A 14,410-nucleotide genomic window follows, 5' to 3' on the forward strand; every position below is an offset into this window, starting at 1 on the left:
CCACGATGAAATCCTCCGAGATTCGCCAGCAGTTCCTGCAATTCTTCAAGTCCAAGGGACACACCATCGTCCCTTCGTCGTCGCTCGTCCCTGGCAACGACCCGACTTTGCTCTTCACCAACTCGGGCATGGTCCAGTTCAAGGACGTCTTCACGGGCAAGGAATCGCGGTCCTATACGCGCGCCACCTCGTCGCAGCGCAGCGTGCGCGCCGGCGGCAAGCACAATGACCTGGAGAACGTGGGCTACACCGCCCGCCACCATACGTTCTTCGAAATGCTGGGCAATTTCAGCTTTGGCGACTACTTCAAGCGCGACGCCATCCAGTACGCCTGGGAACTGCTGACCCAGGTCTACAAGCTGCCGGCCGAGAAGCTCTGGGTCACCGTGTACCAGGAAGACGACGAGGCCTATGACATCTGGGCCAAGGAAGTCGGCGTGCCGGCCGAGCGCATCATCCGCATCGGCGACAACAAGGGCGCGCGCTACGCGTCGGACAACTTCTGGCAGATGGCCGACACCGGCCCCTGCGGCCCGTGCTCGGAAATCTTCTACGACCACGGCCCCGAGATCTGGGGCGGCCCCCCGGGATCGCCCGAGGAAGACGGCGACCGCTACATCGAGATCTGGAACCTGGTGTTCATGCAGTTCGAGCGCGACGCCGCCGGCAACATGCCGCGCCTGCCGCGCCCCTGTGTCGATACCGGCATGGGCCTGGAGCGCATCGCCGCCGTGCTGCAAGGCGTGCATTCCAACTACGAAATCGACCTGTTCCAGCACCTGATCGCCGCCGCCGCGCGCGAAACCGGCGTCAAGAACCTGGAAGACAACTCGCTGAAGGTCATCGCCGACCATATCCGCGCCTGCTCGTTCCTGATCGTCGACGGCGTGATTCCCAGCAACGAAGGCCGCGGCTACGTGCTGCGCCGCATCGTCCGGCGCGCGCTGCGCCACGGTTACAAGCTGGGCCAGACCAAGCCGTTCTTCCACCGCCTGGTGCCGGACCTGGTCGCCGAGATGGGCGAGGCCTATCCCGAACTGGCCGCCACCGCCGAGCGCGTGGCGCAGGTGCTCAAGCAGGAAGAAGAGCGTTTCGGCGAGACCCTGGAACACGGCATGCGCATCCTGGACGCCGCCCTGGCCAACGTGCCCAAGGGCGGCCAGCTGGACGGCACCACGCTGTTCACCCTGTACGACACCTACGGCTTCCCGGTGGACCTGACCGCCGACATCTGCCGCGAGCGCGAAGTCGACGTGGACATGGCCGGCTTCGAAGTCGCCATGGAGCGCCAGCGCGACCAGGCGCGCGCCGCCGGCAAGTTCAAGATGGCCGAAGGCCTGAGCTACGAAGGCGCCGATACGCGCTTCGAAGGCTATGAAAAGCTCGAACTCGACAACGTCAAGGTTACGGCCCTGTACGTCGACGGCACCCAGGTGCAGCAGGTCCAGGCCGGCCAGAACGCGGTCGTGGTGCTGGACGCCACGCCGTTCTACGCCGAGTCCGGCGGCCAGGTGGGCGACACCGGCCTGCTGGAGGCCGACGGCGTGCGTTTCGCCGTCGCCGACACCCTGAAGATCCAGTCCGGCGTGTTCGGCCATCACGGCACGCTGGAGTCGGGCAGCCTGTCGGTAGGCGACACGCTGCTGGCGCGCGTGGACGCGGTGCGCCGCGCCCGCACGGTGCGCAACCACTCCGCCACCCACCTGATGCACAAGGCCCTGCGCCAGGTGCTGGGCGCCCACGTGCAGCAGCGCGGCTCGCTGGTCGACCCGGACAAGACCCGTTTCGACTTCGCCCAGGACGCGCCGCTGACGGCCGAGCAGATCGCCCGCGTCGAAGCCATCGTCAACGCCGAAATCCTCGCCAACCAGCCCACGGTGGCGCAGGTCATGGGCTATGACGAGGCCGTCAAGGGCGGCGCCATGGCGCTGTTCGGCGAAAAATACGGCGACACCGTCCGCGTGCTCGACATCGGCTTCTCGCGCGAACTGTGCGGCGGCACCCATGTCAGCCGCACCGGCGACATCGGCCTGTTCAAGATCATTTCCGAAGGCGGCGTGGCCGCGGGCGTGCGCCGCGTCGAGGCCATCACCGGCGACAACGCGCTGGCCTGGGTCCAGAACCAGAACGCGCTGCTGACGCAGATCTCCGGCATGCTGCGCGCCACCCCGGCCGACCTGCCGGCGCGCATCGCGCAGGTGCAGGACCAGGTCAAGGCGCTGGAAAAGGATCTGGAGCAATCGCGCAGCAAGCTCGCCGCCAGCGCGGGCAACGACCTGGCCTCCAGCGCCGCGGTCGAGGTCAAGGGCGTCAAGGTCCTGGCGGCCAGCATCGCCGACGTGGACCCCAAGGCCCTGCGCGGCATGGTCGACAACCTGAAGGATCGCCTCAAGCCGGCCGTGGTGCTGCTGGCCACGGGCGCGGCCGACGGCAAGATCAGCGTGGTGGGCGGCGTCACCGCCGACCTGACCGGCCGCGTCAAGGCCGGCGACCTGGTCGGCTTCGTGGCGGCGCAGGTCGGCGGCAAGGGCGGCGGCCGCCCCGACATGGCCATGGGCGGCGGCTCCGACATCAACGCCTTGCCCGCGGCCATCGCCAGCGTGCAGAAGTGGGTCGAAGAGCGTCTGTAATGAGCGAGCCCGATACCGGCGCGCAAACGCCATCCTTCGAGCACGAGGTCGACGCCAGCGGCCTGAACTGCCCCTTGCCCATCCTGCGCGCCAAGAAGGCCCTGGCGCAGATGGCCAGCGGCGAGGTGCTGCGCGTCATCACCACGGACCGCAACGCGATCCGCGACTTCCAGGCCTTCGCCCGCCAGACCGGCAATACGCTGGTCGCGCAGCAGGAGGTCGACGGCCGCGGCGTGCATTTCCTGCGCCGCCGCTGAACCGGCCGCCCAAAAAAAACCGGGCCCGCCTTCGCAGCGGTCCCGGTTTTTTTAATGCGCCGACGCTACCTGCGCACGGCGGCGGCGACCGCCTGGGTGATCGTGAAGTCCACCAGATCGCCTTCCTTGAGCTGCTGCAGCCGCTGCTGCAGGGCGGGGTCGCGCACCTGGATCGTGCGCATGCCGCCTTGCGGGCCTTTCAGCGTCACCAGGTTGGCGCTCTTGTTGATGTGCCAGATCTCGGCCGTGATGGTGGTCTGGCGGCCGGCAGCGCCGGCGGGCATGGCGCCCTTGGCGCTGCGGTTGGACGCCGTTTCCGTCACGACTTCGGGCGCACCCGAGCCCGCCGGGCGCACCGCCACCGCCACCGATTCGTAGTAGTCGAGCGTCAGCGTGTCGCCGGGCTTGATCTGCTTGAAGTTGCGGATGTTGGGGCCGGCCTGGATGTTCACCGTATTGCCGTTCTCGCCTTGCAGCGTGATGGTCCGGGTGGCGGGATCGACGGCCGTGACCTTGCCCGTGGCGGTGGTCAGGGCGGCGCCGATCATCTGGGCCGAGGCCGCAAGCGGCATGGCCAGCGCACCGGCCAGCAGGCCAGTCAGGGCCAGGCGCGCGACGGGAGTGAACACGGATTTCTGGTTCTTCATGATGTTGCACCCTTCGAATGGAGGAAGTTGGGGGGAAACGCAGGGACGAGCAAAGGCGAGGGGGCGGGAAGCCCGCCCTCAGGAGAACGGCTGGTCTGGCATGCGGGAATGGCGCCGAATGGCGGCCGGGAGGGGCAAAGCGCGGGATCTTGCGTACGAACACATAAAACCGATCTCCACCGGGTTTTTTGCAAACGCACTGACGTTGAAACGCACTAAGATGGGCGCTGGCCACAGACACAAGCGCGGCCGGGCGGCTACACTTGGGACGGCGGCAGGTTCCGGCCCGTTTTTGTAGAATACATGGATGTGGTGTTTTAGGATACAAATCCCGCCGCTATGCAAGATTCCCGCACTTCCATTTGCCACCTGGCTCGGTTAAGTGCTAGAATTTCCCGTTTTTCACAACTAATTCAAGGGATTACCTATGGTGGTGATTCGCCTGGCCCGCGGTGGGTCCAAGAAGCGTCCGTTTTACAACCTGGTGGCCACCGATTCGCGTAACCGTCGCGATGGCCGTTTCATCGAGCGCGTGGGTTTTTACAACCCCGTGGCCAGCGAAGGCACGGAAAACCTGCGCATCGCGCTGGATCGCGTGCAGCACTGGACCAGCAACGGCGCCCAACTGTCGCCCGCTGTCGAGCGTCTGGTCAAAGACTACTCGGCCAAGGTTTCCGCCGCGGCTTGATTGCCCGCGTCGCCAAACCTTTGCCCGGCGCTCCATTAGCGCTACTGCCATCCAACTACCATTCATAACTGCGATACATGTCTGATGCCGCTAACTCCAACGCGGCGCCGACGGATTTGATCGAGCTGGGCCGCATCAGTGCAGCCTACGGTGTGAAAGGCTGGGTTAAGGTGCAGCCGCATTCGGCCAACGCCGAAGTGCTGCGCTCGGCATCTCAATGGTGGTTGACTCGCCCTGTGCCTGAATTGGCGCGGGGCGCTGTCGCGTCTGCGCCCGTCGCATACAAGGTCGTGCAAGCCCGTTCGCAGGGAGCCACCGTGGTGGCCCAGCTGGCTGGCGTCACCGACCGCGACCAGGCCGAAGCCCTGCGCGGCTGCGCCGTGCGGGCGCCGCGGGGCGCTTTTCCCGCGCCCGAGGAAGACGAATACTACTGGGTCGACCTGATCGGCTGCGCGCTGTATTCCAGCGCCGGCGGCGAGCCCGCGTTGCTGGGCACGGTCGACGAGGTGCTGGACAACGGCGCCCATGCCGTCCTGAAGGTCCTGCGCCAGACGGCCGGGGCCGGCGGGCCCGAACCCGTGCTGGACGCCAAGGGGCGTCCCGCCGAAATGCTCGTTCCGTTCGTGCGCGCGCACATCCAGGCGGTCGATCTGGCGGCACGCCGCATCGACAGCGACTGGCCCGCGGATTTCTGATGCGATTCGACGTCGTTACGCTCTTTCCCGAGATGTTCGGGGTGGTGCGCGACCTCGGCGTCACCGGCCGGGCGCATGCCCAGGGCCGGTGGTCCCTGCACGCCTGGAATCCGCGCGACTTCACGCAGGACGTGCACCGCACCGTGGACGACCGCCCCTATGGCGGCGGCCCGGGCATGGTGATGATGGCCGGCCCGCTGGAGGCCGCCGTCAATGCCGCCCAGCAGGCGCGCGCCGAACAGGGTCTGGGCCCCGCGCCGGTGGCCCTGCTGGCCCCGGTCGGCCGGCGCTACGACCAGGCCGGCGCCGAGGCGCTGGCCGCGGGCGACGGCATCATCCTCATCTGCGGCCGCTACGAGGGCGTCGACCAGCGCTTCATCGACCGCTGCGTCACGCAGGAAATCTCGCTCGGCGACTTCGTGCTGTCCGGCGGCGAAATCGCCGCGCTGGCGGTGATAGACGCCGCCGTGCGGCTGCTGCCCGGCGTGCTCAACGACGGCGATTCGGCGCTGCAGGACTCCTTCAACGACACGCTGTCCGGCCTGCTGGACAGTCCGCATTACACGCGTCCCGAGGTGTACGAAGGGACATCGGTGCCCGCCGAACTGCTCAGCGGCCACCATGCCAATATCGCCCGCTGGCGGCGCGAGCGCTCGCTCGCCCTGACCGCGGCGCGCCGGCCCGAACTTATCGAATCCGCCCGCGCCAAGGGTTGGCTCGACAAGAACGACGAACGTTACCTGGCCCAGCTGGCCGGTACCTGGGACCCCTCGACGGAAAAGCCCGGGCGCCGGCGCAAGTAGGCCCGGTTCCAGGAGTCCAAAAAAATGCCGGCTTTCGCCGGCAATTTTTTTATCGCGGAATTACTGTCAGTCGCCCAGCTTGGCGCGCTGTTCGCGCACCTTCTGCAGGGTTTCGCCGAACTGCGCCAGGCGCGACTTTTCCTGTTCGACCACGGCCGCCGGGGCGCGTTCGACGAAGCTGGCGTTCGACAGCTTGCCGTTGGCCTTGGCCATTTCGCCTTCCAGGCGCGCGATCTCCTTGTCCAGGCGCACGCGCTCGGCGGCCACATCGATCTCGACGTGCAGCATCAGGCGGCTGGTGCCCACGACCTGCACCGGCGCGCCGGCGTCGGGCAGGGCGTCCAGGACCTCGACTTCGCTCAGCTTGGCCAGCGCCGCCAGGTAGGGGGCGTTGCGCTTGAGCGTCGGGGCGTCGCCCTGGGCGCACAGCGGCACCTTCTGGGCCGGCGACAGGTTCATCTCGCCGCGCAGCGCGCGCACCGCCTCGACCTGGGCCTTCAGCTCGGCCACGTCGGCCTCGGCCGCGGTATCGACGGCGTCGGGATTGGCCTGCGGGTAGGGCTGCACGCTGACGCTGGCGGCTTCGCCGGGCTTACGCTTGCCGGCCGCCACCGACACCTTCTGCCACAGCTCTTCGGTGATGAAGGGAATGATGGGGTGGGCCAGGCGCAGCACGCCTTCCAGCACGCGGATCAGGGTGCGGCGCGTGCCCAGCTGCTGGGCCGGGGTGCCGGTCTGGATCTGCACCTTGGCCAGTTCCAGGTACCAGTCGCAGTATTCGTCCCACACGTAGCGGTAGAGCGCGTTGGCGACGTTGTCGAAGCGGTAGTCGGCGAAGCCGCGCGCCACGTCGGCTTCCAGCGTCTGCAGCTGGCTGACGATCCAGCGGTCCACGAAGGACAGTTCGCCGGCGTCGGCGCCCGTCAGGTCGTGGCCTTCGGTGTTCATGAGCACGAAGCGCGTGGCGTTCCAGAGCTTGTTGCAGAAGTTGCGGTAGCCCTCGCAGCGCTTCAGGTCGAAGTTGATGTTGCGGCCCAGCGTGGCGTAGGCGGCCATGGTGAAGCGCAGCGCGTCGGTGCCGAAGGCGGGGATGCCGTCCGGGTACTGGCGGCGCGTGGCTTTCTCGATGGCGCCGGCCTGCTTGGGATTCATCAGCCCGAAGGTGCGCTTGGCCACCAGGCCGTCGAGGTCGATGCCGTCGATCAGGTCGACCGGGTCCAGGGTGTTGCCCTTGGACTTGCTCATCTTCTGGCCGTCGGCGTCGCGGATCAGGCCGTGCACGTAGACGTGCTTGAACGGGATCTGGCCGGTCAGGTGCGTGGTCAGCATGACCATGCGCGCGACCCAGAAGAAGATGATGTCGAAGCCCGTGACCAGCACGCTGGAGGGCAGGTAGCGCTGCAGGTCCGGGGTGTTTTCCGGCCAGCCCAGGGTGGTGAAGGGCACCAGGCCGGACGAGAACCAGGTGTCGAGCACGTCCGGGTCGCGCGTGAGCTCGCCGGTCACGCCGGCGGCGCGGGCCTGCGCGGTGGCTTCGGCCTCGTCGTGCGCCACGAACACCTGGCCGTCTTCCGAGTACCAGGCCGGGATCTGGTGGCCCCACCAGAGCTGGCGCGAGATGCACCAGTCCTGGATGTTGTTGAGCCACTGGTTGTAGATGGTGGTCCAGTTGTCCGGGTAGAACTGGATGCGGCCGTCGGCCACGACTTCCAGCGCGACCTCGGTAATGCTCTTGCCGGGGTTCAGCGTGCCTTCGGGCGCCGGCTTGCTCATGGCCACGAACCACTGGTCGGTCAGCATGGGCTCCAGCACCACGCCGGTGCGGTCGCCCTTGGGCTGCATCATCTTGTGCGGCTCGACCTTGACCAGATAGTTTTCGGCCTCCAGCTGCGCCACCACGGCCTTGCGCGCCTCGTAGCGCTCCAGGCCCTGGAACTGCTTGGGTCCGTTTTCGTTGATGTGGGCGTCCAGCGTGAAGATCACGATCAGCGGCAGGTTGTGCCGCATCGCGCAGGCGTAGTCGTTGAAGTCGTGCGCGCCGGTGATCTTGACGCAGCCCGTGCCGAATTCAGGGTCGACGAAGTCGTCGGCGATGATGGGGATGTTGCGGTCGCACAGCGGCAGTTCGACTTCCTTGCCCACCAGGTGCTTGTAGCGCGGGTCGTCGGGGTGCACGCACAGCGCGCCGTCGGCCAGCATGGTTTCCGGGCGCGTGGTGGCGATGGTCAGGCCGCGCAGCGTGACGCTCTGGCCGTCCTTGTCGACGATGGTCTGCGGGCCGTCGACGAAGGGGTAGAGGATGTGCCACATGTGGCCGTCGGTCTCTTCGGACTGGACTTCCAGGTCGGACACGGCGGTCAGCAGCTTGGGGTCCCAGTTGACCAGGCGCTTGCCGCGGTAGATCAGTCCCTGTTTGTGCAGGCGCACGAAGGTCTCGACCACGCCGCGCGACATGCGCTCGTCCATGGTGAAGTACTCGCGCGGCCAGTCGGCCGAGGCGCCCAGGCGGCGGACCTGCCCGGTGATGGCGTTGCCGGACTGTTCCTTCCATTCCCAGACCTTTTCCACGAATTTCTCGCGACCCAGGTCGTGGCGCGAAACCTTTTGGGCGTCGAGCTGTCTTTCAACCACGATCTGCGTGGCGATGCCGGCGTGGTCGGTGCCGGGGATGAAAACGGTGTCGTTGCCCAGCATGCGGTGGTAGCGGATCAGGCCATCCATGATGGTCTGGTTGAACGCATGGCCCATGTGCAGCGTGCCCGTCACGTTCGGCGGCGGGAACTGGATGACGTAGGGCTGGCTTTCCGTCCCGGTTTTTACGTGCTGGCCCGCCTGGAAATAGCCGCGGCGTTCCCACTCGGCGTACCAGCGGGATTCCAGTTCGGCGGGTTCGAAGCTCTTGGCGAGTTCCTGGGTTTGTTCCGGGACGGCGTTCGCGGGCGTCGCGGCGTTCGGGGGAGCAGCTTGAGTCATTACAGGGTTCCGGCAGACAGGGTCGCCCGGCCTGAGGGGCGGGCAGCAAACCGCTCATTTTAAGATGTAATGCGGTCTTATCAGCGTGTTAGAATACCGGGTTACTGTAAACCTTTTAGAAGTCCCTGAATTCATTGAGGATTCCTTCGGAAACGCGCGATTGAAAACCGCCTATCCGGAGCCCCCGATGCCAATCCGGGGCCGGTCCGACAGGTCGGCAGTGTCGAATCCCTGCCTGTGCGCCAGCAGCGCGATGTGCTTCGCAGCGCCGCGCAGGCAATTGATTAGAAACCAGTCAGAAATCAGCATTCGGAGTTCTTTATGTCCATTCAACGCACTCTCTCGATCATCAAGCCCGACGCCGTCGCCAAGAACGTCATCGGCCAGATCGTCAGCCGCTTCGAGCAAGCCGGCCTGAAGGTCATCGCCGCCCGCCTGGCCCAGCTGTCGCGCGCCGACGCCGAGCGTTTCTACGCCGTGCACAAAGAGCGCCCCTTCTTCAAGGACCTGGTCGACTTCATGGTCTCGGGCCCGGTCTTCGTGCAAGTGCTCGAAGGCGAAGACGCCATCCAGAAGAACCGCGACCTGATGGGCGCCACGGACCCCAAGAAGGCTGCTCCCGGCACCATCCGCGCCGACTTCGCCGACAGCATCGACGCCAACGCCGTGCACGGCTCGGACGCGCCGGAAACGGCCGCTGTCGAAGTCGCCTTCTTCTTCCCCGAAATGAACATCCACAGCCGTTGATTTCGGCTGCGCCGTTCTAGCTTTTGAGTTTTACCCAGGTCATGGAATCCGCCGAACGAATCAATCTGCTGGGGCTGGACGGCTCCGCCCTGTCCGAACTCGTCGGGCAGTGGGGCGGCAAGCCGTTTCGCGCCCGCCAGCTGCAGCGCTGGATGCACCAGCGCGGCGCCGATTCGTTCGACGCCATGACCGACCTGGCCCGCGAGTTCCGGGGCCAGCTCGCCACGCACTGCCGCATCGAGGCCTTGCCCGTCAATACCGAGCAGCGCTCGTCCGACGGCACCCGCAAGTGGCTGTTCGACGTGGGGCAGGGCAACGCCATCGAAACCGTCTTCATCCCCGAGGACGACCGCGGCACGCTGTGCATTTCCAGCCAGGCCGGATGCGTGGTGAATTGCCGTTTCTGCTCGACCGGCCACCAGGGCTTCAACCGCAACCTCAAGACCAGCGAGATCATCGGCCAGCTGTGGTGGGCCAAGCGCGTGCTGGAAGCCGACATCGGCACCGCCCGCCTGGAAAGCGCCCGCGCCACCGAAGACACGCGCGTCATCAGCAACGTGGTCATGATGGGCATGGGCGAACCCCTGCTCAACTACGATCAGGTCGTGCCGGCCCTGCGCCTGATGCTCGACGACAACGCCTACGGGCTGTCGCGCCGCCGCGTCACGGTCTCGACCTCCGGCGTGGTCCCCATGATGGACCGGCTGTCGCAGGACTGCCCCGTGGCCCTGGCGGTGTCGCTGCACGCGCCCAACGACGCGCTGCGCGACGAACTGGTGCCGCTGAACAAGAAGTACCCCCTGAAGGAGCTGCTGGCCGCTTGCGAACGCTACCTGGCGTACGCCCCGCGCGACTTCATCACGTTTGAATACTGCATGCTGGACGGCATCAACGATACCGACCAGCACGCCAGGGAACTGATCCAGATTGCGCGCCAGCTGCGCTGCAAGCTCAATCTGATTCCCTTCAATCCTTTCCCAGAGTCCGGCCTGAAGCGCTCGAACTCGGCGCGCGTGAAGGTGTTCGCCCAGCGCCTGATGGACGCAGGCATCATCACCACCGTGCGCAAGACCCGCGGCGACGACATCGACGCGGCTTGCGGCCAGCTGGCCGGAGAAGTGCGCGACCGCACCCGGATCACCGAGCGCAACGCCGCACAGCGCCAGACCATACCAATAAAACAGGTGCATGCATGACGCAGGATATCGCTTCTGCAGTTCCAGCGACGGCCGCCGACGCCGCCGGCGGCGTGGGCTCGGCTTTGCGCGCGTTGCGCCAGTCCAAGGGCTGGTCGCTCGATGAAGTGTCCAGCCGCATCAAGTTTTCCCCCAAGCAGATCGAGGCCCTCGAAAACGAAGAGTGGGCGATGCTGCCCACCGGCGTTTCGCTGCGCGGCCTGGTGCGCAACTACGCGCGCCTGCTGGGCGCGGATTCGCAGGCCATCGTCGATTCGCTGGACCCCAAGGCCCGCGTCACCGGCCCGGTGAAGCTCAGCCCCGGCTCCCTGCATACGGCGCACGCCATCCCGCAGTCCGGCGGCGACGACGACCGTTCGTCCTCGACCTCATGGGGCTGGCTGTTCGCCATCGTGCTGGTGCTGGCCGCCGGCGTGGCGTACGCGTTCTGGCAAGGCTGGCTGCCGCAGGACTGGCTGCCGGCCGGCTGGTTGCCCAAACCGATCAAGTAACCCGGTTCCATCGATGCAAGATTCTTCTCTGCCTTGCCAGGATGCGCCGCCTCCCTCCGTGGGGGCCGCAGCGCGCCGCGCCACGCGTTCGGTGGCGGTGAAGTGGGGCGATCGCGTCGTCAGGGTGGGCGGCGACGCCCCGGTCGTGGTGCAGTCCATGACCAACACCGACACGGCCGACGCCATCGCCACGGCGATCCAGATCAAGGAGCTGGCCCAGGCCGGCTCCGAGCTCGTGCGGATCACGGTGAACACGCCCGAGGCCGCGCGCGAAGTCGCCGCCATCCGCGAGCAGCTCGACCGCATGGGCGTGGACGTGCCGCTGGTGGGCGACTTCCACTACAACGGCCACAAGCTGCTGACGCAGTTTCCCGAATGCGCGCAGGCCCTGTCCAAGTACCGGATCAACCCGGGCAACATGGGCGGGGGCAAGCGCCGCGACGACAACTTCGCGCAGATGATCGAAGTGGCCTGCCGCCACGACAAGCCGGTGCGCATCGGCGTGAACTGGGGCAGCCTCGACCACGAACTGATGGCGCGCAAGATGGACGAAAACAGCCGCCGCGCGCAGCCCTGGGAAGCCCAGGCGGTGATGCGCGACGCGCTGGTGGTCTCGGCCATCAGCAACGCGCAGCGCGCCGAAGAGCTCGGCCTGCGCCGCGACGCCATCGTCCTGTCCTGCAAGGTCAGCCACGTGCAGGACCTGATCGCCGTCTACCGCGACCTGTCGGCCCGCTGCGACTATCCGCTGCACCTGGGCCTGACCGAGGCCGGCATGGGCAGCAAGGGCATCGTGGCCTCGACCGCCGCGCTGGCCGTGCTGCTGCAGCAGGGCATCGGCGACACCATCCGCATTTCGCTCACGCCGGAACCCGGCGGCGACCGCAGCCGCGAAGCCATCGTGGCCCAGGAAATCCTGCAGACCATGGGCCTGCGCGCCTTCACGCCCATGGTCGTGGCGTGCCCCGGCTGCGGGCGCACCAGCAGCACCTTCTTCCAGGAACTGGCCGACAGCATCCAGGGCTATCTGCGCCGCCAGATGCCGGTCTGGCGCGCCCGGTACCCCGGCGTCGAAAGCATGAACGTCGCGGTGATGGGCTGTGTGGTCAACGGGCCGGGTGAAAGCCGCCATGCCGACATCGGCATTAGCCTGCCGGGCACCGGCGAAGTGCCGGCCGCGCCGGTGTTCGTCGACGGCGAACGCACGGTCACGCTCAAGGGCGACCATATTGCCGAAGAGTTCCAGGCCATCGTTGAAGACTACGTCGCGCGCCGCTACGGCGCGTCCACCTCTCACTAAAGTAAGGGTGTAGCCGCCGGCGCGCTTTCGGGCGCGCGTTGCGGCATGATGAAGATGACTCAAGCTTTCCAGAAAGTCGCCGCCATACGCGGCATGAACGACCTGCTGCCGGGGGCGAGCGCCCGCTGGGAGCAATTCGAGGAAATCGTGCGCGGCTGGCTGCGCAGCTACGGCTACCGCAACGTGCGTACGCCCGTGCTTGAGCATACGCGCCTGTTCGCGCGCGGCATCGGCGAAGTGACCGACATCGTCGAAAAAGAGATGTACACCTTCAACGATGCGCTCAACGGCGAATCGCTGACCATGCGCCCCGAAATGACGGCCGGCATCGTGCGCGCCTCGATCGAGCACAACCTGCTCTACGACCGTCCGCAGCGCGTCTACAGCATCGGCCCCGTGTTCCGCCACGAGCGCCCGCAGCGCGGCCGCTACCGCCAGTTCCACCAGATCGACGTCGAGGCGCTGGGCTACGCCGGCCCGGACGTGGACGCCGAACTCATCGTCATGCTGGCCCGCCTGTGGAAGCTGCTGGGCCTGACCGACGTGCGCCTGGAGCTGAACTCGCTGGGCCAGCCGGCCGAGCGCGCCGCCCACCGCGCCGCGCTGATCGAGCACCTGGAAAAGCACCGCGACATCCTCGACGAAGACGGCCAGCGCCGCATGTACAGCAACCCGCTGCGCGTGCTGGACACCAAGAACCCCGCTATGCAGGCAATGGCCGACAGCGCGCCGCGCCTGTTCGACTTCCTGGGCGAGGAATCGCGCGCCCACTTCGACGGCGTGTGCCGTCTGCTGGCCGACGCCGGCATCGAATACCGCCTCAATCCGCGCCTGGTGCGCGGCCTGGACTACTACAACCTCACCGTGTTCGAGTGGGTCACCGACAGGCTGGGCGCGCAGGGCACGGTCTGCGGCGGCGGCCGCTACGACGGCCTGATCGAACTGCTGGGCGGCAAGCCCGCGCCGGCCGTGGGCTTCGCCATCGGCATGGAGCGCCTGCTGGACCTGTGGGAGCAGAGCGTGCAGATGCCCGCGCCGGCCGAATGCGAGGTCTACATCGTGCACCAGGGCGAAGACGCCCAGCGCCTGGCCGCCCGCGTCGGCGAAGACCTGCGCGACGCCGGCCTGTCGGTCGTGGTGCACGCCGGTCCCGGCAACTTTAAGTCCCAATTCAAACGCGCCGACGCCAGCGGCGCCCGGGTTGCGGTTATTCTTGGCGCCGACGAAGTGGCCGCCCAGGCCGCCAGCGTCAAGTTCCTGCGCGCCGAAGAGCAGGGCGAGAACGCGCAGCAGCGGGTCCCGTTGGCGCAACTGGCCGACGTATTGAACATCAAGGGTTAATGCATGGCATACGATCTGGAAGAACAGGAAAAACTCGACGCGATCAAGGCCTGGTGGGCCCGCTACGGCACGCTGGTCGTCTCGCTGGCCGTGGCGGTGGCGCTGGCCTGGGGCGGCTGGTGGGGCTGGAAGGCCTACCAGGCGCACCGCGCCAACCAGGCCATGGGCTACTTCGAAGCGCTCGAAGACGCGGCCCGGCTGGGCGGCGCCGACTCGGCGGTGCGCATCAAGACGGCCGCCGCGACCCTGCGCGAAGACTATCCGGCCACCGGCTACGCCGCGCGCGGCGCGCTGGTGGCGGCCCAGGCCTTGCAGGCCCTGAAGGACGACGCCGGCGCGCGCCAGCAGCTCGAATGGCTGGCCGCCCAGGGCAAGAACCCGTCCATGCAGGCCGTGGCGCGCCTGCGCCTGGCCGGCATGATGCTGGACCAGAAACAGTACGATGGCGCGCTGGCGCAGCTCAATAATCCGCCGCCGGCCTTCGCCGCCTTGTACGCCGACCGCCGCGGCGATATTCTCGCTGCGCAGGGCAAGCGCGACGAGGCCCGCGCGGCGTGGCAGAGCGCCATCGACGGGCTGGGCGCGGGCAATCCCCTGACCCAGGTCGTGCAACTCAAACTCGATGCCCTGAGCGGAGCGTGA

General features: G+C 67.1%; 13 protein-coding genes. 11 read left to right on the top strand and 2 right to left on the bottom strand.

Features of this window, described 5'->3' with window-relative positions; all coding sequences use genetic code 11:
* The first annotated feature begins 5 nt into the window (after positions 1-5).
* Together alaS and A6B37_RS25100 are read left to right on the top strand one after the other, a co-directional pair.
* Positions 6-2,630: an alanine--tRNA ligase gene (gene alaS / locus A6B37_RS25095; protein WP_111827237.1), complete on the top strand. Its 2,625-nt coding sequence runs from the start codon at positions 6-8 to the stop codon at positions 2,628-2,630.
* Positions 2,630-2,887 carry a sulfurtransferase TusA family protein gene (locus A6B37_RS25100; protein WP_102771739.1) on the top strand — a complete coding sequence of 86 codons (258 nt, stop codon included), beginning with the start codon at positions 2,630-2,632 and terminating at the stop codon, positions 2,885-2,887. The genes alaS and A6B37_RS25100 overlap by 1 nt, the downstream gene beginning before the upstream one ends.
* 65 nt (positions 2,888-2,952) lie before the next feature.
* Here A6B37_RS25100 and A6B37_RS25105 read toward each other — a convergent pair whose 3' ends face one another.
* On the bottom strand, positions 2,953-3,534 hold the full coding sequence (locus A6B37_RS25105; RefSeq protein ID WP_102771738.1) for a hypothetical protein: 582 nt from the start codon (positions 3,532-3,534) through the stop codon (positions 2,953-2,955).
* Positions 3,535-3,961: 427 nt separating this feature from the next.
* Here A6B37_RS25105 and rpsP point away from each other — a divergent pair, with 427 nt between their 5' ends.
* From rpsP to trmD, 3 genes are all read left to right on the top strand, one after another.
* Entirely contained in the window at positions 3,962-4,222 is a 261-nt protein-coding gene (gene rpsP / locus A6B37_RS25110; protein ID WP_043541446.1) for a 30S ribosomal protein S16, read from the top strand.
* A 77-nt stretch (positions 4,223-4,299) separates the two neighbouring features.
* Complete coding sequence (gene rimM, locus A6B37_RS25115; RefSeq protein ID WP_111827238.1) at positions 4,300-4,917, top strand: ribosome maturation factor RimM; 618 nt, start codon at positions 4,300-4,302, stop codon at positions 4,915-4,917.
* Positions 4,917-5,720: a tRNA (guanosine(37)-N1)-methyltransferase TrmD gene (gene trmD, locus A6B37_RS25120; RefSeq protein WP_111827239.1), complete on the top strand. Its 804-nt coding sequence runs from the start codon at positions 4,917-4,919 to the stop codon at positions 5,718-5,720. The genes rimM and trmD overlap by 1 nt, the downstream gene beginning before the upstream one ends.
* Positions 5,721-5,786: 66 nt before the next feature.
* Here trmD and A6B37_RS25125 read toward each other — a convergent pair whose 3' ends face one another.
* Complete coding sequence (locus tag A6B37_RS25125) at positions 5,787-8,693, bottom strand: valine--tRNA ligase (protein ID WP_111827240.1); 2,907 nt, start codon at positions 8,691-8,693, stop codon at positions 5,787-5,789.
* Between the two features lie 321 nt (positions 8,694-9,014).
* Between A6B37_RS25125 and ndk the strand changes: the two genes are divergently transcribed.
* Genes ndk through A6B37_RS25155 form a run of 6 tightly spaced genes read left to right on the top strand, consistent with a single transcriptional unit; the run spans position 9,015 to position 14,410 of the window.
* Positions 9,015-9,440: a nucleoside-diphosphate kinase gene (ndk, locus tag A6B37_RS25130; RefSeq protein WP_102771734.1), complete on the top strand. Its 426-nt coding sequence runs from the start codon at positions 9,015-9,017 to the stop codon at positions 9,438-9,440.
* Between the two features lie 41 nt (positions 9,441-9,481).
* Positions 9,482-10,636 carry a 23S rRNA (adenine(2503)-C(2))-methyltransferase RlmN gene (gene rlmN, locus A6B37_RS25135; RefSeq protein WP_102771733.1) on the top strand — a complete coding sequence of 385 codons (1,155 nt, stop codon included), beginning with the start codon at positions 9,482-9,484 and terminating at the stop codon, positions 10,634-10,636.
* A complete protein-coding gene (locus A6B37_RS25140) occupies positions 10,633-11,127 on the top strand; it encodes a helix-turn-helix domain-containing protein (RefSeq protein ID WP_102771732.1) in 495 nt (164 codons plus the stop codon). The genes rlmN and A6B37_RS25140 overlap by 4 nt, the downstream gene beginning before the upstream one ends.
* A gap of 13 nt (positions 11,128-11,140) precedes the next feature.
* Positions 11,141-12,427: a flavodoxin-dependent (E)-4-hydroxy-3-methylbut-2-enyl-diphosphate synthase gene (gene ispG, locus A6B37_RS25145; RefSeq protein WP_111827241.1), complete on the top strand. Its 1,287-nt coding sequence runs from the start codon at positions 11,141-11,143 to the stop codon at positions 12,425-12,427.
* 54 nt (positions 12,428-12,481) lie between these two features.
* Positions 12,482-13,768 carry a histidine--tRNA ligase gene (gene hisS / locus A6B37_RS25150; RefSeq protein ID WP_102771882.1) on the top strand — a complete coding sequence of 429 codons (1,287 nt, stop codon included), beginning with the start codon at positions 12,482-12,484 and terminating at the stop codon, positions 13,766-13,768.
* Positions 13,769-13,771: 3 nt separating this feature from the next.
* Positions 13,772-14,410, top strand: a complete 639-nt coding sequence (locus tag A6B37_RS25155) for a tetratricopeptide repeat protein (protein ID WP_102771730.1) — start codon at positions 13,772-13,774, stop codon at positions 14,408-14,410.

The sequence above is a fragment of the Achromobacter sp. HZ01 genome, assembly GCF_003267925.1.
GTDB lineage: Bacteria > Pseudomonadota > Gammaproteobacteria > Burkholderiales > Burkholderiaceae_B > Achromobacter > Achromobacter pulmonis_A.

What these genes read in the sequence shown, in the direction of transcription:
- alaS (WP_111827237.1), top strand. Translation starts at nt 6, where the DNA reads ATGAAATCCTCCGAGATTCGCCAGCAGTTCCTGCAATTCTTCAAGTCC.
- A6B37_RS25100 (WP_102771739.1), top strand. Translation starts at nt 2,630, where the DNA reads ATGAGCGAGCCCGATACCGGCGCGCAAACGCCATCCTTCGAGCACGAG.
- A6B37_RS25105 (WP_102771738.1), bottom strand. Translation starts at nt 3,534, where the DNA reads ATGAAGAACCAGAAATCCGTGTTCACTCCCGTCGCGCGCCTGGCCCTG.
- rpsP (WP_043541446.1), top strand. Translation starts at nt 3,962, where the DNA reads ATGGTGGTGATTCGCCTGGCCCGCGGTGGGTCCAAGAAGCGTCCGTTT.
- rimM (WP_111827238.1), top strand. Translation starts at nt 4,300, where the DNA reads ATGTCTGATGCCGCTAACTCCAACGCGGCGCCGACGGATTTGATCGAG.
- trmD (WP_111827239.1), top strand. Translation starts at nt 4,917, where the DNA reads ATGCGATTCGACGTCGTTACGCTCTTTCCCGAGATGTTCGGGGTGGTG.
- A6B37_RS25125 (WP_111827240.1), bottom strand. Translation starts at nt 8,693, where the DNA reads ATGACTCAAGCTGCTCCCCCGAACGCCGCGACGCCCGCGAACGCCGTC.
- ndk (WP_102771734.1), top strand. Translation starts at nt 9,015, where the DNA reads ATGTCCATTCAACGCACTCTCTCGATCATCAAGCCCGACGCCGTCGCC.
- rlmN (WP_102771733.1), top strand. Translation starts at nt 9,482, where the DNA reads ATGGAATCCGCCGAACGAATCAATCTGCTGGGGCTGGACGGCTCCGCC.
- A6B37_RS25140 (WP_102771732.1), top strand. Translation starts at nt 10,633, where the DNA reads ATGACGCAGGATATCGCTTCTGCAGTTCCAGCGACGGCCGCCGACGCC.
- ispG (WP_111827241.1), top strand. Translation starts at nt 11,141, where the DNA reads ATGCAAGATTCTTCTCTGCCTTGCCAGGATGCGCCGCCTCCCTCCGTG.
- hisS (WP_102771882.1), top strand. Translation starts at nt 12,482, where the DNA reads ATGACTCAAGCTTTCCAGAAAGTCGCCGCCATACGCGGCATGAACGAC.
- A6B37_RS25155 (WP_102771730.1), top strand. Translation starts at nt 13,772, where the DNA reads ATGGCATACGATCTGGAAGAACAGGAAAAACTCGACGCGATCAAGGCC.